General features: G+C 65.2%; 18 protein-coding genes. 14 read left to right on the top strand and 4 right to left on the bottom strand.

Annotated features, from left to right (window positions below):
• Nucleotides 1–18: 18 nt before the first annotated feature.
• From thrS to pdxS, 4 genes are all read left to right on the top strand, one after another.
• Nucleotides 19–2,028, top strand: a complete 2,010-nt coding sequence (gene thrS, locus ACR65K_RS05925; protein ID WP_440151733.1) for a threonine--tRNA ligase — start codon at nt 19–21, stop codon at nt 2,026–2,028.
• A gap of 18 nt (nt 2,029–2,046) precedes the next feature.
• Entirely contained in the window at nt 2,047–2,634 is a 588-nt protein-coding gene (locus ACR65K_RS05920; RefSeq protein ID WP_056336549.1) for an HIT family protein, read from the top strand.
• Nucleotides 2,624–3,247 carry a phosphatidylinositol phosphate synthase gene (gene pgsA, locus ACR65K_RS05915; protein WP_056336552.1) on the top strand — a complete coding sequence of 208 codons (624 nt, stop codon included), beginning with the start codon at nt 2,624–2,626 and terminating at the stop codon, nt 3,245–3,247. The genes ACR65K_RS05920 and pgsA overlap by 11 nt, the downstream gene beginning before the upstream one ends.
• A 137-nt stretch (nt 3,248–3,384) precedes the next feature.
• Entirely contained in the window at nt 3,385–4,311 is a 927-nt protein-coding gene (gene pdxS / locus ACR65K_RS05910; protein ID WP_026264497.1) for a pyridoxal 5'-phosphate synthase lyase subunit PdxS, read from the top strand.
• Nucleotides 4,312–4,591: 280 nt separating this feature from the next.
• On the opposite strand, the gene ACR65K_RS05905 is transcribed toward pdxS, so the two are convergent.
• Nucleotides 4,592–6,604 (bottom strand): M3 family metallopeptidase, encoded by a 2,013-nt coding sequence (locus ACR65K_RS05905; protein ID WP_440151730.1) that lies wholly within the window; start codon nt 6,602–6,604, stop codon nt 4,592–4,594.
• Between the two features lie 164 nt (nt 6,605–6,768).
• Here ACR65K_RS05905 and ACR65K_RS05900 point away from each other — a divergent pair, with 164 nt between their 5' ends.
• Nucleotides 6,769–8,130, top strand: coding sequence for a ferredoxin reductase family protein (locus tag ACR65K_RS05900; RefSeq protein ID WP_440151729.1), 1,362 nt, complete (start codon nt 6,769–6,771; stop codon nt 8,128–8,130).
• Between the two features lie 64 nt (nt 8,131–8,194).
• On the opposite strand, the gene ACR65K_RS05895 is transcribed toward ACR65K_RS05900, so the two are convergent.
• Nucleotides 8,195–8,950 carry a type 1 glutamine amidotransferase gene (locus ACR65K_RS05895; RefSeq protein WP_440151727.1) on the bottom strand — a complete coding sequence of 252 codons (756 nt, stop codon included), beginning with the start codon at nt 8,948–8,950 and terminating at the stop codon, nt 8,195–8,197.
• The gene (locus ACR65K_RS05890) at nt 8,947–10,239 is read right to left on the bottom strand and encodes a Mur ligase family protein (protein WP_440151725.1); all 1,293 of its coding nucleotides are present in this window, start codon (nt 10,237–10,239) and stop codon (nt 8,947–8,949) included. Before ACR65K_RS05890 ends, ACR65K_RS05895 begins: the two co-directional genes overlap by 4 nt.
• Nucleotides 10,240–10,330: 91 nt before the next feature.
• Here ACR65K_RS05890 and pdxT point away from each other — a divergent pair, with 91 nt between their 5' ends.
• The 9 genes from pdxT to ACR65K_RS05845 all read left to right on the top strand — a co-directional run bounded on the left by pdxT (nt 10,331) and on the right by ACR65K_RS05845 (nt 20,256).
• Entirely contained in the window at nt 10,331–11,041 is a 711-nt protein-coding gene (gene pdxT / locus ACR65K_RS05885; protein WP_056336570.1) for a pyridoxal 5'-phosphate synthase glutaminase subunit PdxT, read from the top strand.
• A gap of 3 nt (nt 11,042–11,044) precedes the next feature.
• A complete protein-coding gene (locus ACR65K_RS05880) occupies nt 11,045–11,800 on the top strand; it encodes a YebC/PmpR family DNA-binding transcriptional regulator (protein WP_440151723.1) in 756 nt (251 codons plus the stop codon).
• A 32-nt stretch (nt 11,801–11,832) separates the two neighbouring features.
• Nucleotides 11,833–12,411: a crossover junction endodeoxyribonuclease RuvC gene (gene ruvC, locus ACR65K_RS05875; protein ID WP_440151721.1), complete on the top strand. Its 579-nt coding sequence runs from the start codon at nt 11,833–11,835 to the stop codon at nt 12,409–12,411.
• An 88-nt stretch (nt 12,412–12,499) separates the two neighbouring features.
• Nucleotides 12,500–13,144, top strand: coding sequence for a Holliday junction branch migration protein RuvA (gene ruvA, locus ACR65K_RS05870; protein WP_307089957.1), 645 nt, complete (start codon nt 12,500–12,502; stop codon nt 13,142–13,144).
• Complete coding sequence (gene ruvB, locus ACR65K_RS05865) at nt 13,137–14,222, top strand: Holliday junction branch migration DNA helicase RuvB (RefSeq protein ID WP_440151720.1); 1,086 nt, start codon at nt 13,137–13,139, stop codon at nt 14,220–14,222. Before ruvA ends, ruvB begins: the two co-directional genes overlap by 8 nt.
• Before the next feature lie 212 nt (nt 14,223–14,434).
• Nucleotides 14,435–14,842, top strand: coding sequence for a preprotein translocase subunit YajC (gene yajC / locus ACR65K_RS05860; RefSeq protein ID WP_142031359.1), 408 nt, complete (start codon nt 14,435–14,437; stop codon nt 14,840–14,842).
• A 99-nt stretch (nt 14,843–14,941) separates the two neighbouring features.
• Complete coding sequence (gene secD / locus ACR65K_RS05855) at nt 14,942–16,699, top strand: protein translocase subunit SecD (protein WP_440151719.1); 1,758 nt, start codon at nt 14,942–14,944, stop codon at nt 16,697–16,699.
• Nucleotides 16,699–17,715, top strand: a complete 1,017-nt coding sequence (gene secF, locus ACR65K_RS05850; RefSeq protein ID WP_056336591.1) for a protein translocase subunit SecF — start codon at nt 16,699–16,701, stop codon at nt 17,713–17,715. Before secD ends, secF begins: the two co-directional genes overlap by 1 nt.
• A gap of 150 nt (nt 17,716–17,865) precedes the next feature.
• Nucleotides 17,866–20,256: a RelA/SpoT family protein gene (locus ACR65K_RS05845; protein WP_440151718.1), complete on the top strand. Its 2,391-nt coding sequence runs from the start codon at nt 17,866–17,868 to the stop codon at nt 20,254–20,256.
• Here ACR65K_RS05845 and ACR65K_RS05840 read toward each other — a convergent pair.
• Nucleotides 20,137–20,907: a hypothetical protein gene (locus tag ACR65K_RS05840; protein WP_440151717.1), complete on the bottom strand. Its 771-nt coding sequence runs from the start codon at nt 20,905–20,907 to the stop codon at nt 20,137–20,139. The two genes, ACR65K_RS05845 and ACR65K_RS05840, sit on opposite strands and share 120 nt — an antisense overlap.
• Nucleotides 20,908–20,976: the final 69 nt, after the last annotated feature.

The following is a 20,976-nucleotide window of genomic DNA, read 5'->3' as shown; positions in this document are numbered from 1 at the left end:
TTTGAATAGGAGACACCCGTGTCAGATGCCCAGCAGATCACCCTTCTCGTCGATGGCGAAGAGACCAAGGTGACTACCGGGACAACCGGTGCGGAACTCTTCTTTGAGCGCCGTGACGTCGTTGTGGCCCGCGTTAACGGTGAGCTGAAGGACCTTGACCAGGAACTTCCCGAAGGCGCCGAGGTGGAAGGCGTCACCATTGATTCCCCCGATGGCCTGAACGTCCTCCGCCACTCCACCGCCCACGTCATGGCCCAGGCCGTGCAGCAGCTGCGTCCCGACGCCAAGCTTGGCATCGGCCCCTACATCACCGATGGTTTCTACTTCGACTTCGACGTTGCCGAGCCCTTCACCCCCGAGGACCTCAAGACCCTCGAAAAAATGATGCTCAAGATCGTCAACCAGAACCAGAAGTTCGTCCGCCGCGTCGTCTCCGAGGACGAGGCCCGCGAAGCCATGAAGAACGAGCCCTACAAGCTCGAACTGCTGGGAAAGAAGAACGACGCCGCCGAGGCCGGCGAGGGCGTCAACGTGGAGGTCGGCGCCGGCGACATCACCATCTACGACAACGTGGAGCGCAAGGAAGGCACCACCGTCTGGTGCGACCTTTGCCGCGGCCCGCACCTGCCCAACACCAAGATGATCTCCAACGCCTTCGCGCTGACCCGGTCGTCGTCGGCCTACTGGCTGGGCAACCAGAAGAACCAGCAGCTGCAGCGCATCTACGGCACCGCCTGGCCCACCAAGGACGCCCTGAAGGCATACCAGGAGCGCATCGCCGAGGCCGAGCGGCGCGACCACCGCAAGCTCGGTTCGGAGCTGGACCTCTTCTCCTTCCCGGACGAGCTGGGCTCCGGCCTGCCCGTCTTCCACCCCAAAGGCGGCATCATCCGCAAGGAGATGGAGGACTACTCGCGCCAGCGGCACGTTGAGGCCGGCTACGAGTTCGTCTACACCCCGCACATCACCAAGGGCCACCTGTACGAGGTCTCCGGGCACCTGGACTGGTACAAGGACGGCATGTTCCCCGCCATGCACGTCGACGCCGAACTCAATGAGGACGGCACCGTGCGCAAACCCGGCCAGGATTACTACCTGAAGCCGATGAACTGCCCCATGCACAACCTCATCTTCCGCTCCCGCGGCCGGTCCTACCGCGAACTGCCGCTGCGGCTGTTCGAATTCGGATCGGTCTACCGCTACGAGAAGTCCGGCGTGGTGCACGGCCTCACCCGCGTCCGTGGCATGACACAGGACGACGCCCACATCTACTGCACCCGCGAGCAGATGAAGGACGAGCTCACCAAGACCCTGACCTTCGTCCTGGACCTGCTCAAGGACTACGGGCTGAACGACTTCTACCTGGAGCTGTCCACCAAGGACCCGGAGAAGTACGTTGGCGACGACGCCACCTGGGAGGAAGCCACCAGGACCCTTTCCGAGGTGGCCCAGGAGTCCGGGCTGGAACTGGTGCCGGATCCAGGCGGAGCCGCTTTCTACGGTCCCAAGATTTCCGTGCAGGCCAAGGACGCGCTGGGCCGTACCTGGCAGATGTCCACCATCCAGCTGGACTTCAACCTGCCCGAGCGCTTCGAACTCGAATTTCAGGCCGCCGACGGCAGCCGGCAGCGTCCGGTGATGATCCACCGTGCGCTCTTCGGCTCGGTGGAGCGGTTCATGGGCGTCCTCACCGAGCACTACGCCGGAGCGTTCCCCGCATGGCTGGCTCCGGTCCAGGTGGTGGGCATCCCCGTGGCGGAGGCGTTCAACGAGTACATGTTCGACGTCGTCGACCAGCTTAAGGCGGAGGGTATCCGCGCCGAGGTGGACACCACGTCGGACCGGTTCCCCAAGAAGATCCGCACCGCCAGCAAGGACAAGATCCCGTTCGTGCTGATCGCCGGCGGCGACGACGCGGAGGCGGGCGCAGTTTCATTCCGATTCCGCGACGGCAGCCAGGACAACGGCGTGCCGGTTGCGGAAGCAGTCAAGCGGATCACCGACGCCGTCCGCAACCGGACCAGCTAGCCGAACGGAAGCAGCACAGTGCAGGAGAACACAGGCGCAGGATATCCAGGCGATGCCGGCGTTACCGACGACTTTGCCCTCGCCGGTGTCCCCGACGCCTTCCAGCGCCTGTGGACTCCGCACCGCATGGCCTACATCAAGGGCGGGCAGCACCAGTTCAAGAACGAAAACGACTGCCCGTTCTGTGTAGGCCCGAACAGGACTGACGAAGAGGCCCTCATCGTCTACCGCGGCCGGACCTGCTACGTGGTGCTGAACCTGTTTCCCTACAACCCTGGGCATCTTCTGGTCTGCCCGTACCGGCACATCCCGGACTACACGGACCTGACGGTTGAAGAGACAGCAGAATTCGCCGACCTCACCCAGACCGCCATGCGGGTCCTGCGCAAGGTGTCCAATCCCGGCGGGTTCAACCTGGGGATGAACCAGGGGGTGGTGGGGGGAGCCGGCATCTCCGCACACCTGCACCAGCACATCGTTCCCCGTTGGGGCGGTGACGGTAACTTCTTCCCCATCATCGCCCAGACCAAGGCCATCACCCAGACCCTTGATGAGGTCCGGCGGCAGGTGGCTGAAGCCTGGCCCGGGGAGTCGGATGCTGAATAGGCACGCCCGCGGATTCTTCACCGCGCTGTTTACCCCGCTGGCCCGCTGGCTCCTGAAGATCGGTGTCTCCCCGGACGCGGTGACCATCCTCGGCACCGCAGGGGTCGCTGCCGGCGCCCTGGTTTTCTACCCGCTGGGCCAGCTCTTCTGGGGCACCCTCTTCATCACGGCTTTCATCTTTTCCGACGTCCTGGACGGCATCATGGCGCGGATGCAGGGCGTGAAGAGCCGATGGGGGAACTTCCTCGACTCAACCCTGGACCGGATTGCCGACGGTGCCCTGTTCGCGGGGGTGTCCATCTGGTTCTTTACCGGCGGCAACAACATGGCCATCGCCGTATCAGCCCTGCTCTGCCTTGTCCTGGGCATGGTGGTCTCCTACGCCCGGGCCAAAGCGGAGTCCCTGGGCTTCACGGCGAACGTGGGGGTCGCAGAGCGGGCCGAACGCCTGGTCTCCGTCCTGGTCATCACCGGGCTGACCGGCCTTGGGCTCCCGCCCGTGGTGCTCCTGGTCACCCTGGTCCTCCTGGCCGCAGCCAGCCTCATTACCGTGGTCCAGCGCGTCCTCTCTGTGCGCCGGCAGGCGCTGGCGGAACCGACGCCGGCTGATTAGACATGATTAAGCCGGCCGGGCGGCAGGGGACTAGGATATAAGTGCCCGGTCAATGGACCCGGCAATCCGTGCGTGCACGTCCGGCAGCTGCCGCCGCATGCCCGGCGAAGATCATCTAGCTACCCATAGGGGTTTTTGTGTCTACACCTGATGTAAGCAACGAGGCCGGTTCGTCCGCGAACAGCGTCACGGGCAGCAGCCGCGTGAAGCGCGGCATGGCCGAGATGCTCAAGGGCGGCGTCATCATGGACGTCGTCAACGTCGAGCAGGCCCGCATCGCCGAAGATGCCGGTGCCGTGGCTGTCATGGCGCTGGAGCGTGTTCCGGCCGATATCCGTGCCCAGGGCGGCGTGTCCCGCATGTCCGATCCCGACATGATCGACCAGATCATTGATGCCGTCTCCATCCCGGTCATGGCCAAGGCCCGCATCGGCCACTTCGTCGAAGCGCAGGTCCTGCAGTCCCTCGGCGTCGACTACATCGACGAGTCCGAGGTCCTGACCCCGGCCGACTACGTCAACCACATCGACAAGTGGAACTTCAAGGTTCCCTTCGTCTGTGGCGCCACCAACCTGGGTGAGGCCCTGCGCCGCATCAACGAAGGTGCGGCCATGATCCGGTCCAAGGGTGAGGCCGGCACCGGCGACGTCTCCAACGCCACCGGGCACATGCGCAAGATCCGCTCCGAAATCGCCAAGCTCGCCGCCCTGCCCGAGGACGAGCTCTACGTCGCGGCCAAGGAACTGCAGGCCCCGTATGAACTGGTCAAGGAAGTCGCCGCCGCCGGCAAGCTTCCCGTGGTGCTCTTCACCGCCGGCGGCATCGCCACCCCGGCTGACGCGGCCATGATGATGCAGCTCGGCGCCGACGGCGTCTTCGTCGGCTCCGGCATCTTCAAGTCCGGCAACCCCGCCCAGCGCGCCGCCGCCGTCGTAAAGGCCACCACCTTCTTCGACGACCCCGACGTCATCGCCAAGGCCTCCCGCGGGCTGGGCGAGGCCATGGTGGGCATCAACGTCGACGAGATCCCCCAACCGCACCGCCTGGCTGAGCGCGGCTGGTAGGTCTCTTCCCGGGGCCGACGGGCGGCCCGATCCTCTGCGTGCTATTCCCCACGCCCCGCTAAGGCCGCTTCGCGGCGAGCGGGGACGCAGGGCCCCTTTTACGCACCCTGCCGGACCGCGCCGCCCGTTGCCTTCCCCTGTTGTAACTGACGACGCCGGTTCCTCACCTTTTCCTGGTGGGGGACCGGCGTCGTCCGCTTTTAAGCTTTTGGAACCATCGATTGCTCCGTAACTGCCGTTTTGGGGCCTGAAAACGGCAGTTACTCAGCAGTCGATAGGGTTATTCGAGGCCGCGGCGCTTTAGCAGCGGCTCCAGGCGCGCTTCGCGGCCCCTCAGGATTCGGAACGAGTCCAGGGGGTTGCGGCTGTTGCCGCGGGAGAGCAGCTCCTGGCGGAACCGTTCGCCGTTGGCACGGGTCAGGCCGCCGTTCTCGCGGAACCAGTCCACGGTTTCGGCGTCCAGCACCTCGCTCCAGATATAGGAGTAGTAGCCTGCCGCGTATCCGGCCCCCGCGAAGATGTGCTGGAAGTATCCGGTCCGGTACCGCGGCGGAATCAGGGGGTGGGCAATTCCGGCGGAAGCCAGGGCCTTGGCCTCGAACTCCAACGCGTCCCCGGGAACGCCGCCCGGCTCCAGCACATGCCATGCCAGGTCAAGAAGGGCAGCTCCCAGGTACTCCGTGGTGGCAAAACCCTCACCCCAGAGCCGGGACTCCTCCAGCCGGTCGACGATGTCCTGCGGAAGTGGCTCGCCGGTGAGATGGTGGCGTGCGTAGTTGGACAACACCTCCGGCCACATGATCCACATTTCGTTCACCTGCGAGGGATACTCCACGAAGTCCCGCGGCACGGCAGTCCCCGAGAAGCGAGGATAGGTAACGTTGGAGAACAGGCCGTGCAGCGCGTGGCCGAACTCGTGGAACAGGGTCCGCAGCTCGTCCAGGGTGAGAAGAGTCGGCTCTCCGGCGGGCGGCTTGGAAATGTTGAGGGTATTGACCACCACGGGCTGGGTGCCCAGCAGGTCAGACTGGTCAACGAGCGAGTTCATCCACGCGCCGCCCCGCTTCGATTCACGCGCGTAGTAGTCGCCCAGGAACAGCCCCAGTGCAGTGCCGTCCTCGTTGCGTACTTCCCAGATGCGCACGTCCGGGTGGTAGCCCTGGAGATCGGCCCGCTCGTGGAAAGTGATCCCGTACAGCGATGTGGCTGCAAAGAAGACGCCGTCGGTGATGGTGCGGTTGAGTTCAAAGTAGGGCCTGAGGGCCTGTTCGTCGACGTCGTATTTTTCCCGCCGCACCTTCGCAGAGTAGTAGGCCCAGTCCCACGCTTCCAGCGGGTGGCCGGCAACCTCGGCCAGCGCTGCCGCCTCGGCGTCGGCGTTGCGGATCGCGGCCGGCGCCATCCGGTTCAGCATGGTCCGGACGGCTTCGAAATCCGGGGCCGTCTGGCGGTCCGCCACCAGCTCTGCATAGTTGTCGAATCCCAGCAGCCTTGCCTTCTCCGCCCGCAGCTCCGCCATTGACCTGGCGAGGTCAAGGACATCCAGGCTGCCGCCGTCGCTGCCCCTCGCTACGGATGCTTCATACAGTCGACGGCGGATGTCCCGGTTCTCGAGGGCGGCCAGTGCAGGCTGGTTGCCGGGCTGGATCAGGGTGAGCAGGTATTTTCCGTCGTGACCGGCGGCGCGGGCTGCTTCTGCAGCACTGGCGACGTCGTCGGCCGGCAGTCCGGCCAGGTCGCTTACATCGTCCAGCAGCAGTGCGGCGGACTTCATCCCTTCCTTGACCCGCTGGCCGAACTCGGTGCCCAGCCGGGCCAGTTCGGCGTTGATGGCGCGCAGCCGTTCCTGGCCCGGTGCTTCAAGCTGGATGCCTGATTGGCGGAACTCCTTGAGGTACTCCTCCACCAGGCGGGCGGACTCGGGATCGCAGTTTTCCGTACCAATGGCGGTAAAGCGCTCATAGAGACCCCTGTTGAGGTACACCTCGTCCTGGTGGGCGGAGAAGCGCGGGGACAGCTCCGTTTCGAGCTCCCGGATCTGCTCTGTTGCGTCGGCAGACACCAGGGTGAAGAACGCCGCGGCCGCGCGGTTCAGCAGCTGCCCGGAGCGTTCCATGGCCAGGGCCGTGTTCTCGAACGTGGCTGGCTGGGCATTGCCGGTGATGGTCCTGATCTCGTCCAGGTGGGCAGACAATCCTGCCTCGATTGCTTCCCGGTACTCCTCCGCAGTGAGGGCCTCGAAGGGCGGCAGGCCGTAGGGCAGGGGACTGGGGGCAAGAAGCGGGTTGGTCATGGGCTAAACCTTTCACAGCGGGACAGGCTTCTCAATTGCGGGCTGGGCGCGTCCTCCCAGCTGGTAACCCTACAATTGCCGCTATACGGTCCGGCCCGGACCGCATTCACCGCGTGCTCCAAGGGACGCGCAACGGTTTGTCAATGATGAAAGGACCGTGGCCCATGACCAAGGGTGGCACCGGGCAGGGGACCTTCTTCCGGGGAATGCCGTTCCGGTGGGTCGGCCCGGGCGCAATCGTGGTGCTGGCGATGGCCTACGGCATCTTCTGGTTCCTTGCACGGCCGGCGGGCGAACCCGTCCTGGGGCATGTAGGGCAACTCTTCGGCGGCGAATCCGTCCTGCTGTATTCGATCGCGCTGGTCCTGGTCAGCACCCTGCCCCACGTTGAACCTGTTTTCGGCGGCATCGACCACGCAGCCATCTGGCACCGCAGGGCGGCGATGACGGCAACCATCCTCTTGCTGCCGCATATCGAACTTGCCGCCAATCCAGAGGCAACCAGCGTGGGCAAGACGTTGGCCGTGATTGCCATCAGCGGGCTCGCCGCGTTGGTTGTATGGGCAGTCCTGCCACGCTGGCGGACCATACTTCCCGCGCCTGTCCGCAGGCTGGTCCGCACCTCGTTGGAGACCAGGCCGGTCCAGCTGGCCGCCCGCCTGCTGGGTGGCTACGAGCGGTGGCGCGGCTTCCACCGGCTGACGGGCCTGTTCCTGGCCGCCGGATTCCTGCACGGCCTGCTCGACGCCAGTGCGTTCGAGGCTGTGCCCGCACTTCGCTGGAGCTACGTGGCCATCGGTGGAACCGGGTTGGGCTTCTATGCCTACCGCGAACTGCTGGCACGGCATTTCCTGCCCCACCACGACTACCAGGTGGCAGCGGTTCGGCCGGTTGCGCCGGACCTGGTGGAAGTAGCACTGCGGCCCCTGGGCCGGCCGCTGGCCTTCAAGCCCGGGCAGTTCGCCATGGTCTACCTGGAAACAGCGGATGGCTGGCAGCGGCACCCCTTTTCCATTTCGGGGCCGGCGCTGGAAGGCGGAATCAGCATTACGGTCAAGGCGCTGGGCGACCATACGGCCAGGCTTCCGGACATGGTCCAGCCGGGTATGCCGGCCGTGGTTGGCGGACCCTACGGACGCTTTGACCGGCACCGCGGAACAGCGCATCAGGTCTGGATTGCCGGCGGTGTGGGAATCACGCCCTTCCTCAGCTGGCTGCGGTCCCTGGACGGCGGGCTCCAGGACGATGTCCATTTCTTCGTCACCTCAGCGGGCCCGTCCCCCTTTGCCGATGAGATCTTAGCCATCGCCCGGGACCAGCCACGGCTCACGGTCCACTTGGTGGACACCGTGAAGGATGGACGGCTGACCCCGGAGGCGGTACTGGCCGCCATAGGTACCGGACCCCGCGCGCTCTCGGTATTCATGGGCGGACCGGACGCCATGCTGCGGCAGTTCCGCAAAGCCTTCCGGGCCGCGGGGGTCCGCAGGGCCAACATCCACCGGGAGTATTTCCAGTGGCGGTGACCTGCGATACGGCAGTCCGGCAGGATTGCCGTTCAGCGGTGGTTAAGGTCAGGAATGTCCCACGTCAGCGGGGCCGCCGGGCAGCGTGCTCACGGGCCAGGACGGCGTAGGTGTCGTCCGGGTTGCCCGGGAAGAAGCTGCCGAACTTCCGCTCCGCCGCGGTGCGGATCAGGAAGTCGGCAATGGCGGGGTTCTTGGGCAGCAGCGAGCCGTGAAGGTAGCTGGCAACGATGTTGCGGTACCGGGCCCCTTCATGGCCGTCGTTGCTGTTGTTTCCCGTTCCCTTGGCCACGGTACCGAGAGGCCGCACACCGCTGCCCAGCGTGGTCTGGCCGCTGTGGTTTTCGTAGCCCAGGACTTCGCCGAACTCCGTGGTGGAGACCTTGACGTTGCCGATCAGGCGCTCATCGCTGCCGTGGGTTTCCACGTCCAGGATGCCGATGCCGGGAATGACGGCGCCGGTGCGGGTTTTGAAGTACCGGCCAAAGAGCTGGTAGAGACCGCAAATGACCAGCATCGGCGCACCGTCCTCGGCCAGTTCCTTGAGCTGGCCGGCCCGTGCCTGCAGATCGTCCTGGATCACCAGTTGCCCGCTGTCCTGGCCTCCGCCGCCGACAATGATGTCCACATCCTCGGGGAAGGGGTCGCCCACGTTGTACTCCAGCAGTTCCGGGGTGTACCCGTGCCAGTCGATCCGGCGCTTCAGGACCAGGGCGTTGCCCCAGTCGCCGTAAATGTTCATGTCCCGCGGGTAGAGCTGGACCACGCGCAGGATTCCCTTGGATTGGCCGCCGGCGGCCGCTGCTTCTGCCGGATTCACGAGACAACCTCCACGGTGGTGATTTTGGCCAGCTCGCGGCGGATGGCCAGCATAGCGGTGTAGGTACAAAAGATGCGTTTTGGCTTGTCCCGGCCTTCCCGGATAAAGGCCGCCAGTGCGGCGGAGATATCGGTCTGCACTGCCCCGACCCGGACGTCGTCGTACTGGAGCCGCAGCGCCATGTCGTAGGCGCGTGATCCGGTGAGCACGTCCACGCCGCCTTCGCGCAGGGAGTCGAATTCCACGTCCCAGAGCCAGGACATGTCCCGTCCATCTGCGTAGTTGTCGTTGATGGCGATCATGGTGGCGTAGCCCTCGGGGGGGAAGGATTTCAGTCCAAGCCGGAAACCGCTGGGGTTCTTCACCAGCACAAGGTCCAGCGGACGGCCATCGACGGTAAGGCTTTCACCGCGGCCAAAGGCCGGCGCCACCTTGGACAGGGCTTCGAGCAAGGTGGCATGGTCTGCGGCGGCGGCACCTCCGCCGCAGATGCTGCGTGCCAGCGTCAGAGCCGCGGCAGCGTTGAAAATGTTGTACACACCGCGCAGCTTCATCGCCGTGGTGACCGTGCCGCCGTCGTACTCAAACTCGGCGCTGTCCGCGCCCACTTTGCGGAGTACGACGTCGGCTGCGGGCTTTTCCGGCAGGCCCGCCGGGGCGGGGGAGCCTGGGGCGGCGCGCATGTCATCGTCGTTGGGAAAGGTGCCGAGCAAGGAGTCGTCGAGGCCGAAGTACTTGACCTCCTGTCCCGTGAGCGTGTCCGCGATCCGGGCAACCCTTGGGTCCTCGCGGTTCAGGACAACCGTTCCGGTGGTTTTGGCAGCGATGTGCTGCAGGAGCTGCGCCGTTTTGTCGATCTCGCCGAAGCGGTCCAGCTGGTCACGCAGCACGTTGAGCAAAAGGCAGTAACGGGGTGGGACGCTGTTCACGAAATGGACAGCATGGGCTTCGTCCAATTCCAGCACTGCGATGTCCGCGTCCAGCCGGCCGCGGAGGTCCACTTCGCCCAGCAGGGCCGCCGCCACACCCCGGGTGAAGTTGCTGCCGGTGCGGTTGGTGAAGACATTCAGGCCCTGGCTTTCCAGCAGTTCAACCACCATTTTGGTGGTGGTGGTCTTGCCGTTGGTGCCGCTGACCACCGCCACGCCGTGGGGCAGCGTGGTGAGTGTCCGCCGCATGAAGCCGGGGTCGATTTTCTCAACCACGAGTCCTGGAAGGGCGGACCCGCCGCCCCGCAGCCGGGACACCCTGCGGACCAGCTTGCCGAGCGGAACACTGAAGAAGACCATGTTTTGAATATATCCCAGCAGCGGCATGCAACCTTTGCCGGCCGCGTCCGCACGGCAGCAGCGAAGGGGTTGTGGCACGTATGCTGGAGGGATGACAAACCCCCCTTCTGCTGCTCCTGCGCGCGTGGGATCGGGCCTGCGGATTGGCGTCCTGGCCCTCCAGGGAGACTTCCGCGAGCACCTGCGCGCCGCCGAAGCCACCGGTGCCCGGGGTGTGGCTGTCCGCCGCCCCGGGGAGCTGGACGGCCTGGACGGCCTCATCATTCCCGGTGGCGAGTCCACCACGATCGACAAGCTGGCGCGGGCTTTTGACCTTGCCGACCCACTCCGCAAGTACATCGCCGAGGGCCTGCCTGTCTACGGCTCCTGCGCAGGGATGATCCTGCTGGCCTCTGATATCGCCGATCCCGCCACCGATCTTTCGGGTGCCCCCCAGCAGACGTTCGGCGGCCTGGACATCACTGTCCGCCGCAATGCCTTCGGCCGGCAGCGCGAGTCCTTTGAAACCGACCTGGATTTCAAGGGACTGGACTTCAGCGCCACCGAATCGGGCGTTGAACCGGTGCACGCCGTATTCATCCGCGGCCCCTGGGTGGAGCGGGTGGGCGCGGACGTGGAGGTCCTGGCCCAGGTGGAACCGGCGGACCCCGACCAGGCGTCCCACGCCGCATCGCTCCCGGGGACGGCTAGAATTGTCGCAGTGCGTTCCGGCCAGCTGCTGGCCACCTCCTTCCATCCGGAAGTGACCGGCGAGAAACGCGTACACGAACTTTTTATCCGCATGATCAGAGGAGAAGCGTAAAGCATGTCAGGCCACTCCAAATGGGCAACGACCAAGCATAAAAAGGCGATCATTGACAGCCGCCGTGCAAAGTCGTTCGCCAAGCTGATCAAGAACATCGAAGTTGCCGCCAGGATGGGCGGCCCCGACCTCGCCGGCAACCCCGGCCTGGAACTTGCCGTCACCAAGGCGAAGAAAACCTCCGTCCCCAATGACAACATCGACCGTGCCATCAAGCGCGGCGCCGGCCTCACCGGCGAAGTGGTGGACTACACCGAGATCATGTACGAAGCCCGCGGTCCCCAGGGCTCCGCGCTGCTGATCGAGTGCCTTACCGACAACAAGAACCGTGCAGCTTCCGAGGTACGCCTGGCCATTTCCCGCAATGGGGGGACCATCGCCGACCCCGGCTCCGTCAGCTATCTTTTCACCCGCAAGGGCGTCGTGAACCTGCCCAAGAACGGCCTCAGCGAGGACGATGTCCTGATGGCCGTCCTCGAGGCAGGTGCGGAGGAAGTCAAGGACAACGGCGAGACGTTCGAGATCCATTCGGAACCGGGCGATCTTCAGGCCATCCGTGAAGCCCTCAAGGAAGCCGGCATCGAGTACGACACCGACGAAGTTGAGTTCGTGCCTTCCATGCAGGTGGAGCTGGATGTGGACGGCGCCCGCAAGTTCCTGAAGCTTGCCGATGCCCTCGAAGACCTCGACGACGTCCAGAACGTTTACAGCAACGCCGACCTCAGCGACGAAGTCCAGGCTGCCCTGGAATCCGAGTGACGCCCGGCGGTGCCAGCTGAAACTGCACGCCTGTGACGCTGCGCGTACTCGGGGTTGACCCGGGACTGACCCGTTGCGGCATTGGCGTGGTGGACGTCGAGCGGAACAGGCGGGCCACCATGGTGGCTGTTGGCGTGGTGGGCACCTCGCCCGAGGAGACGCTGGACCAGCGGCTCCTGGTGATCGCCCTGGCCATCGACGAGTGGCTGGACCGCTACGAACCCCAGGTACTCGCCGTCGAACGCGTCTTTTCCCAGCTCAACGTCAGCACGGTCATGGGCGTGGCCCAGGCCTCCGGCGTGGTCATTGCCGCCGCCGCACGCCGCGGAATCCCCGTAGCGTTGCACACGCCGTCGGAAGTCAAAGCCGCGGTGACCGGAAGCGGATCCTCCAACAAGGACGCCGTGACCAAACTGGTCACCAAGATCCTGCGCCTTGACGCACCGCCGCGCCCGGCCGACGCAGCGGACGCCCTGGCGCTGGCCATCACGCACGCGTGGCGCGCGGGAAGCGGTGCGGCCGTAGCCACCACGGGTCCCGGCAGTTCATCACTGACGCCTGCCCAGCGGGCCTGGGCCGATGCTGAGGCCAAGGCGCGCCGTGCACGGTGATGTCCCTGCCACTTGCTAGGGTATTCGTAGATATGTTCGGATAGCCGGCTCCTCACTGTGAGGCCGGCGGTATAACGGGAGCCCGGCCTTGATCAGTTTCCTCCGCGGAACCGTAGCGCATGTTGGCCTGTCCACGGCCGTGATCGACCTCAACGGTGCGGGGATGAGCGTCAATGCCACGCCCCAGACACTCAGCCGGCTGCATGTTGGCGAACAGGGCCAGCTGTTCACGTCCCTGATTGTCCGGGAAGATTCGCTGACGCTCTTTGGCTTCGCCTCCGACGACGAACGTGAGGTTTTTGACATCCTGCTCAGTGTCAGCGGGGTGGGTCCAAGACTTGCCCTTGCAGTCCTGGCCGTCCACGATCCCGAAGCCATCAGGGTTGCAGCGCACACAGGGGACAGCAAGACCTTCACGAAGGTGCCGGGGATCGGTCCCAAGGTGGCCGGCAGGATCGTGCTGGAGTTGGCCGGAAAGCTCGTCCCGCACGGAACTGCCACTGCCCCTGGGGCCGCTACCCCTGCAGAAGCCGCCTGGAAGCCCCAAGTGGTGGCGGCCATGACCAGCCTGGGCTGGTCCGAGAAGGATGCCTCCACCAGCATCGACAAAGCGCTGGCCGAGGACCCCGAAGTGTCCTTCCGCGGCAATGTGCCTGAAATCCTGCGCACCACGCTCCGCTGGCTGGGCCAGGATGGCGCACGGGCAGGCAACCGCGTAGGCAGCCGTGGCTGAACCGTCCCTGGTTGCAGCGGGGGAGGAGCCGGAGGAGCGTGCCATTGAGGCAGCCCTTAGGCCAAAGAACCTGGACGACTTCGTTGGCCAGCACCGGGTGCGCAAGCAGCTGTCGCTGGTGCTCCAGGCTTCCCGGATGCGCGGACGGACCGCTGACCATGTGCTCTTCTCCGGCCCTCCCGGCCTCGGCAAGACCACCCTGGCCATGATCGTTGCCGCTGAAATGAATGCCCCGCTCCGGCTCAGCAGCGGGCCTGCCATCCAGCACGCCGGGGACCTCGCAGCAATCCTGTCCTCGCTCTCCGAGGGTGAGGTCCTGTTCCTCGACGAGATCCACCGGATGTCCCGGCCTGCTGAAGAAATGCTGTACATGGCCATGGAAGACTTCCGCGTTGACATCGTGGTGGGCAAAGGCGCCGGTGCCACGGCCATCCCGCTGGAGCTTCCGCCATTCACGCTGGTGGGCGCCACCACCCGCGCCGGCCTGCTCCCGGGACCCCTGCGCGACAGGTTCGGCTTCACCGGCCACCTCGAGTTCTACTCGGTCCCGGAGCTGGAACTGGTGCTGCGCCGTTCTGCCGGCCTGCTGGACCTGAAGGTCAATTCGGCCGGATTCGCTGAAATCGCCGGCCGTTCGCGCGGCACACCCCGTATCGCCAACCGGCTGCTGCGGCGTGTCCGGGACTGGGCGCTGGTGCACGGCGTCGAACAAATCGACGCCAGGACCGCCTCCGCTGCCCTGGATATGTATGAGGTGGACAAAAAGGGCCTGGACCGGCTGGACCGGGCAGTCCTCGATGCGCTTATCACCAAGTTCGGCGGCGGGCCGGTGGGTCTGTCCACTCTCGCCATCGCCGTCGGGGAAGAAACCGAAACGGTTGAGACTGTTGCCGAGCCCTTCCTGGTCCGGGAGGGCCTGCTGGGCCGCACCCCCCGAGGCAGGATTGCCATGGCGCCCGCGTGGACGCACCTGGGCTACGCCATCCCGTCCGGAGTCTTCGCGCAGGAGCAGCTTGACCTTTTCGAGCTCGAAGACGGGGGTTCGGCGGTGGGGGACTGGGCCCCGGAGAGCCAATAGCAGGCTCCCTCCAGCTTTTCCCTTTAGACTGGTATGACGCCCGGCACGTTCGGGTCTTTGTTTCGCGGGTGGCCCTGACGCCCCCGTCGCTTGGGGAAGGAAAATGTCAGGCGTTCTGCCTGCACCGCACATCCACCCCGGCCGAAGCGAAGCCGACGTCGCTGGAGAACCCAGCTACACCACGCTAAAGAACGGAATTCCCCTTGGATCCAATGTCAATTCTCCTGTTCGTCATGCTCGGCGTCTTCATCTTCATGATGTTCCGCCGCAACAAGAAGACGCAGCAGCAGCAGGCAGAGCTCCAGTCGAAGTTTGCCCCGGGCGTGGAGGTCATGACCAGCTTTGGCCTTTTCGGCCGGATCGTGGACATCGACGAGGCCGAGAACAAGGTCACCCTTGAACTTTCCCCCGGCAACCTGGCCACTGTGCACCGCCAGGCCGTCACCAAGGTTGTGGAGCCTGCCGCAGAACCCGCCGCGGAGCCGGCCGAGGCCTCGCCTGTGGTTCCGGACGATGCGTCATCCCTCACCACCACGGAGACCGGCAGCACCGCGGTTGGCCCCGAGACTCCCGAGGAAACCCTGAAGCGCCTCAACGATGAGGGCAAAAAGGACAGCTAGGCCCGCTGGCCCCTTCCTCCCTCTACCGCTGCGGATCGCCGCCGGCGCAGGCACCTGCCTGCCCCGGCGGTTTCTCCGCGAATAAGAGAAAGATCGACAATGGCACGAACTGGCCGCAAGACACCAGGGCTCCGCGTCCTGGTCTGGCTCGGTGTAATCCTGGCAGCGCTGACCGCCGTCCTGGCCGGCGGCACCATCGCCGGACAGGGCAGCTGGGCACCCAAACTGGCGCTTGACCTTGAGGGCGGCACCCAGATGATCCTGGCGCCGAAGGTGGAGGGCGGTTCGGACATCAACGAACAGCAGCTCAACCAGGCCGTGGCGATCATCCGCCAGCGCGTTGACGGCTCCGGCGTGTCCGAAGCGGAAATCAGCACCCAGTCAGGGCGCAACGTGGTGGTCAGCCTTCCCGGCACACCCTCTGCCGAAACCCGCAACCTGATCCAGGCTTCAGCGGACATGAACTTCCGCCCTGTCCTCCTCAACGGCGACGGCGCAGCAGTTCCCCCGGAGTCGCAGACCCCCGAGGACCAGCTGCCCAAGCCGACCGCCGAGCCGGCCAACAGCAGTGACACCAACTGGATCACCCCGGAGATCTACAAGGAGTTCGAGGCATTGGACTGCAACAGCGCCGCGGCTGAGAAATCCGAGCGGTCGGATCCCGCCAAGCCGCTGGTGACCTGCGAACCGGCCACGGACAAGTCGCCTGCCATTAAGTACATCCTGGGTCCCGTGGAGGTGAAGGGCAGCAACATCGTCACCTCGTCCTTCCAGCTCCAGCAGGGCGCCCAGGGCGCTGTCACCAATGACTGGGCGGTCAACATCCAGTTCGACGCCGACGGCACGGCAAAGTTCAAAGAGGTCACCGAACGGCTGAACCAGTTCTATGTGGCTGCCGGCGGGGAGTCCGGCACCGACCCCAAGTCCCAGTTCGCCATTGTGCTGGACGACCAGGTCATCTCCGCGCCGCGTTCGCTGGCCGTCATCACCGATGGCCGTCCGCAGATTACCGGTGGTTTCACCGAGCAGACCGCCAAGGCGTTGTCGGACCAGTTGAAGTTCGGCGCCCTTCCGATCAGTTTCGACATCCAGAGCGAACAGCAGATCTCCGCGACGCTCGGTGGCGAACAGCTGCGCATGGGCCTGCTGGCCGGCCTGATCGGGCTGCTGCTCGTTGTGGTCTACTCGCTGTTCCAGTACCGTGCCCTGGGCTTCGTTACCATCGCATCGCTGGTGGTGGCCGGTGCCCTGACGTACCTGGCCATCGCGATCCTCGGCTGGACGGAGAACTACCGGCTGTCCTTGGCAGGTGTGGCCGGCATCATCGTGGCCATCGGCCAGACTGCCGACTCCTTCATCGTCTACTTCGAGCGGATCAGGGACGAACTGCGTGAAGGACGCGGCCTGGTATCCGCCGTCGAAAACGGCTGGAAGCGTGCCAAGCGCACCGTCCTGGCCTCCAAGGCAGTCAACCTCCTGGCCGCACTGGTCCTGTACTTCGTGGCAGTGGGCAACGTCCGCGGGTTCGCCTTCACCTTGGGCCTGACCGCCATCGCCGACCTGATCGTGGTGTTCATGTTCACCCACCCCACGCTGCAGCTCCTGGCCCGCACACGGTTCTTCGGTGAAGGCCACAAGTTCTCCGGACTCGACCCCGAACGGCTTGGCGCCGTGCCGCTGTACCGCGGTGCCGGCCGCATCCGCACCCCGGAGGACCGGCCCGTGGCCGTCCGCAGCAAGAACGCCGGTGCCGCAGCCGAGGCCGAACGCCGCATGACCATCGCTGAACGGCGCCTGGCAGAGAAGCAGGAACAGCTGGCCGGCTCGTCCAAGACCTCCGCGAAGGAGAACAAGTAATGTCAGGCTTCGCCACTTTCGGCAACGAGCTCTACACCGGAAAGCGCTCCTACGACTTCGTGGGCGCCAAGAAAATCTGGTTCATCATCGCGGCGGTGGGCGTGGCCCTGTCCATCATCATCCCGGCGGCCAAGGGGGGCTTCAACCTCGGCATCGAGTTCCGCGGCGGCTCCGAATTTACGGTGTCCAACGTCAAGACCACCGATGCCGCCATCGGCGAGAAGGCAGTCACGGACGTGGTTTCCGGCAGTGTGCCGCGCGTGGCCAACGTGGCCGGCAACACCATGCGGATCCAGACCGACAAGCTGACGGATGACGAGACCCTCCGGATCAAGCAGGGCCTCACCAGCGCCTACGGCGTTACCGACAATGAGGTGACCTCCACGTTCGTTGGACCCACCTGGGGTGCAGACGTGACCAAGCAGGCACTGATCGGCCTGGTGGTGTTCGTGCTGCTCGCGGCCCTGCTGATGGCCCTGTACTTCCGCACCTGGAAGATGTCCCTCTCGGCGCTTGCCGGCATGGCCGTGACCATGTTCATCACGGCCGGGGTGTACGCCCTCAGCGATTTCGAAGTCACCCCGTCGGCGATCATCGGATTCCTCACCGTCCTCAGCTACTCGCTGTATGACACCGTGGTGGTCTTCGACAAGATCCGGGAAAACACGAACGGAATCGACGCCTCCACCCGCCGGACCTTCGGCGAGGAGGTCAACCTCGCCGTCAACCAGACCCTGGTCCGCTCCATCAACACCATGATGGTGGCCATCCTCCCCGTGGGGGCCATCCTGTTCATCGGCGCAGGCCTCCTGGGCGCAGGAACCCTCCGTGACCTGTCCCTGGCCCTGTTCGTTGGAATCCTCATCGGTACAGCAGCCACCATTTTCGTGGCTGCGCCCATGTATGCGTGGCTCCGCCAGGGTGAACCGGACCTCGTGAAGCAGGCAAGGCGTGTTGAGCAGCGCCGCGCCGGAGCAGCGGAACGGGCAGTTCCGGCATCGCCGGCCAAGGCCTGACAGGCACCCAAATCCAGTCCTGATGCACCAAAAGGCCGGGCGGCGCACACTGTGCGCCGCCCGGCCTTTGGCCTGTGCAGGCCCGGTTATAAAAGTCGCTGCCCGGAGGAATAGACTGGGGTAATTAAGTCGGTGGTGAGGGGTACTTCATTGGAAGAACGTTCGGCGTCAGCGCCAACGGCACAGGAGGAAAAGAATTCTGCCGGTATGCAGACCGGTGCGGCGCCTTCCGCGCGCCCGGGCTCATTGGTTCCCGTCGATAACTCAGGATCACGCCCCACGTTTCCCGGCCGCCGGGAGCGCACCCGCTCCCGGCTTGCCCGCCTGACCGGCCGGGGACCTGCCACCTATTCGCCCATCCTCGAGCCCTTGCTGCGGACCGTACGCGCCAACAATCCAAAAGAGGATTTCGACCTCATCCAGCGTGCGTTCGATGTCGCCGAGCGCTGCCACCGCGGGCAAAAGCGCAAGAGCGGGGATCCGTACATCACCCACCCGGTGGCAGTGGCCACCATCCTCGCCGAACTGGGCCTCAGCGGCACCACCCTGGCCGCGGCCCTGCTGCACGACACGGTTGAGGACACCTCCTACACCCTCGCTGACCTGAAGCGGGACTTCGGGCCTGAAGTGGCCATGCTGGTGGACGGCGTCACCAAACTGGACAAGGTCAGCTTTGGCGAGGCCGCGCAGTCCGAGACCGTCCGCAAGATGGTCGTGGCCATGGCCAAGGACATCCGGGTTCTGATGATCAAACTGGCGGACCGGCTTCACAATGCCCGGACCTGGCGCTTCGTATCGGCAGAGTCCTCCGCGCGAAAAGCCCGGGAAACCCTGGAGATCTTCGCGCCGCTGGCCCACCGCCTGGGCATGAACACCATCAAGTGGGAACTTGAGGACCTGTCCTTCGCTGCGCTGTACCCGAAGGTGTACGAAGAGATCGTCCGGATGGTGGGGGACAGGACACCGGAGCGGGAAAAGAGCCTTGGCGTCATCCGTGACCAGATCACCGAGGACCTGCGTGCCGCCCGGATTAAGGCCACCATCACGGGCCGGCCCAAGCACTACTACTCCATCTACCAAAAGATGATCGTCCGTGACAAGGACTTCGACGACATCAACGACCTCATGGGCGTCCGCGTCCTGGTGGACTCCGTCCGGGACTGCTACGCCGCCCTGGGCACCATGCACTCGCGCTGGAACCCGCTGCCCGGCAGGTTCAAGGACTACATCGCGATGCCCAAGTTCAACATGTACCAGTCCCTGCACACCACGGTGATTGGCCCTGGCGGCAAGCCGGTGGAAATCCAGATCCGGACCCACGAAATGCACCGCCGCGCCGAGTATGGTGTCGCGGCGCACTGGAAGTACAAGGACCAGCCCAACCGTACAGCGGTGGGTCCCGGAAGCCCGCGTGATGGCGATATGGGGTGGCTCCGTTCCCTGGTGGACTGGCAGCAGGAAACGTCCGATCCCGGTGAGTTCCTGGATTCGCTCCGCTTTGAAATCAACGCCCGTGAAGTGTTCGTGTTTACGCCCAAGGGCGAAGTCATGGCGCTTCCCGCGGGCTCGACGCCGGTGGACTTTGCGTACGCCGTGCACACCGAGGTGGGCCACCGCACCATCGGCGCAAGGGTCAACGGAAAACTGGTTCCGCTCAACAGCGAGCTGAACCACGGTGACTGGGTGGAAATCTTCACGTCCAAGGCCGAAGGGGCCGGGCCCAGCCAGGACTGGCAGCATTTCGTCAAGAGCGCCAGGGCGCGCAACAAGATCCGCCAGTGGTTCAGCAAGGAACGGCGCGAAGAAGCGATTGACCGGGGCAAGGAGCTGCTGACCCGCGCCATGCGAAAGCAGAACCTTCCGCTGCAGCGGTTGATGACGCACGAGGCACTGGCTGCCGTGGCCGAGGAATTCAAGTACGCTGACATCTCCGGCCTCTATGCCGGCGTGGGCGACGGGCACACTTCCGCCCAGTCGGTCATGGAGAAGCTCATTGAGAGCCTCGGCGGCAACGAGAGCGCCGATGATGACGTCGAGGAAGTCAGCATCCCCACGCAGGTCAGCAAAGCCCGCTTCTCCGACTCCGGTGTTGTGGTCCGCGGCGTTGGTGATGTCTGGGTGAAGCTGGCGCGCTGCTGCACGCCGGTTCCGCCGGATCCGATCCTCGGGTTTGTGACCCGGGGATCCGGTGTGTCCGTGCACCGCACCGACTGCACCAACATCTCGGACCTGAAGGACCAGCCGGACCGGATCGTGGACGTTGACTGGGCGCCCACGCAGTCCAGTGTGTTCCTGGTGGAAATCCAGGTTGAGGCCCTTGACCGGAAATCCCTGCTCTCGGACGTGACAAGGGTCCTGTCGGACAACCACGTCAACATCCTCGCTGCCAGCGTCCACACGTCCACGGACCGTGTGGCCATCTCAAAGTTCGCTTTCGAGATGGGGGACCCCAAGTACCTCAGCCACGTCCTCAGTGCCGTCCGGCGGATCGACGGGGTGTTCGACGTCTACCGCACTACCGGGAACAAGCGCCGGAGCTAGCAGGGCAAGCTTTTCCAAGGCAGCCCGCTTGTGCGGGACCCGCGGGGTAGCCTCGATGGCGCGCACCAGAAAGCGGAGCCTGACATCCTGCTGCGGCCGGGCGAGCAACCCGGCCAGCGCGGGGACTGCGCGTTCGGCCTCCACGTGCAGGGCAATATCGAGGGCGGTGCGTAAAGGGCTGGAGACCATCAGTCCGCCCAGGCTGATCACGTCGAACGGTCCCAGCTTCACCTCGTGCAGCGTGCAGCCGCGTGTATTCCGGAGGCTGGACACCCTCCGCTTCGCATCCACCAGCAGCGCCAGCCTGTCCGGTTCCCCGGCGCAGCCGTAGATCCACGCCGCCGTCAGCCGCCCGGCCACAACACGCTGTCGGATGGCCGGTGGCACAGCTCCAGCGGCAGCCCTGGCCCGCAGCTGCGGCGACGCCTGAATTCCGGGGAGGGTGTAGCCATGCTGGTGGAAGCGGGCCAGCAGCCCGTCGGCTGCCAGTGACTGCAGTTCAGGGCCGGCGAAAGGCGCGCCGGGTGCGTACAGGTCAGGAAAGCGCGGCGGCGCAGCCGGCTCCCCGCCGTTTGCCTGGCAGCCCGCCCGGAAAGCGGCAGTTGAGGCTTCCCTGCCCGGTCCGGCGGAGGAAGCTGGAGGTGTGGCCATACCCCCATCCTGCCCGGACGCCATTAACAGGCACAGGCCCGGTCCGGGTTATGTGGATAACCGGGACCG

Source organism: Arthrobacter sp. SAFR-179 (assembly GCF_059414945.1).
The sequence above is the reverse complement of the archived record's forward strand: the minus strand, read 5'-3'. Positions and strand labels throughout refer to the sequence as shown.

Coding starts and splice junctions, on each gene's coding strand:
- pgsA (WP_056336552.1), top strand. CDS start 2,624: ATGCTGAATAGGCACGCCCGCGGATTCTTCACCGCGCTGTTTACCCCG.
- ACR65K_RS05905 (WP_440151730.1), bottom strand. CDS start 6,604: ATGACCAACCCGCTTCTTGCCCCCAGTCCCCTGCCCTACGGCCTGCCG.
- ACR65K_RS05900 (WP_440151729.1), top strand. CDS start 6,769: ATGACCAAGGGTGGCACCGGGCAGGGGACCTTCTTCCGGGGAATGCCG.
- ACR65K_RS05890 (WP_440151725.1), bottom strand. CDS start 10,239: ATGGTCTTCTTCAGTGTTCCGCTCGGCAAGCTGGTCCGCAGGGTGTCC.
- pdxT (WP_056336570.1), top strand. CDS start 10,331: ATGACAAACCCCCCTTCTGCTGCTCCTGCGCGCGTGGGATCGGGCCTG.
- ACR65K_RS05880 (WP_440151723.1), top strand. CDS start 11,045: ATGTCAGGCCACTCCAAATGGGCAACGACCAAGCATAAAAAGGCGATC.
- yajC (WP_142031359.1), top strand. CDS start 14,435: ATGTCAATTCTCCTGTTCGTCATGCTCGGCGTCTTCATCTTCATGATG.
- secD (WP_440151719.1), top strand. CDS start 14,942: ATGGCACGAACTGGCCGCAAGACACCAGGGCTCCGCGTCCTGGTCTGG.
- secF (WP_056336591.1), top strand. CDS start 16,699: ATGTCAGGCTTCGCCACTTTCGGCAACGAGCTCTACACCGGAAAGCGC.
- ACR65K_RS05840 (WP_440151717.1), bottom strand. CDS start 20,907: ATGGCCACACCTCCAGCTTCCTCCGCCGGACCGGGCAGGGAAGCCTCA.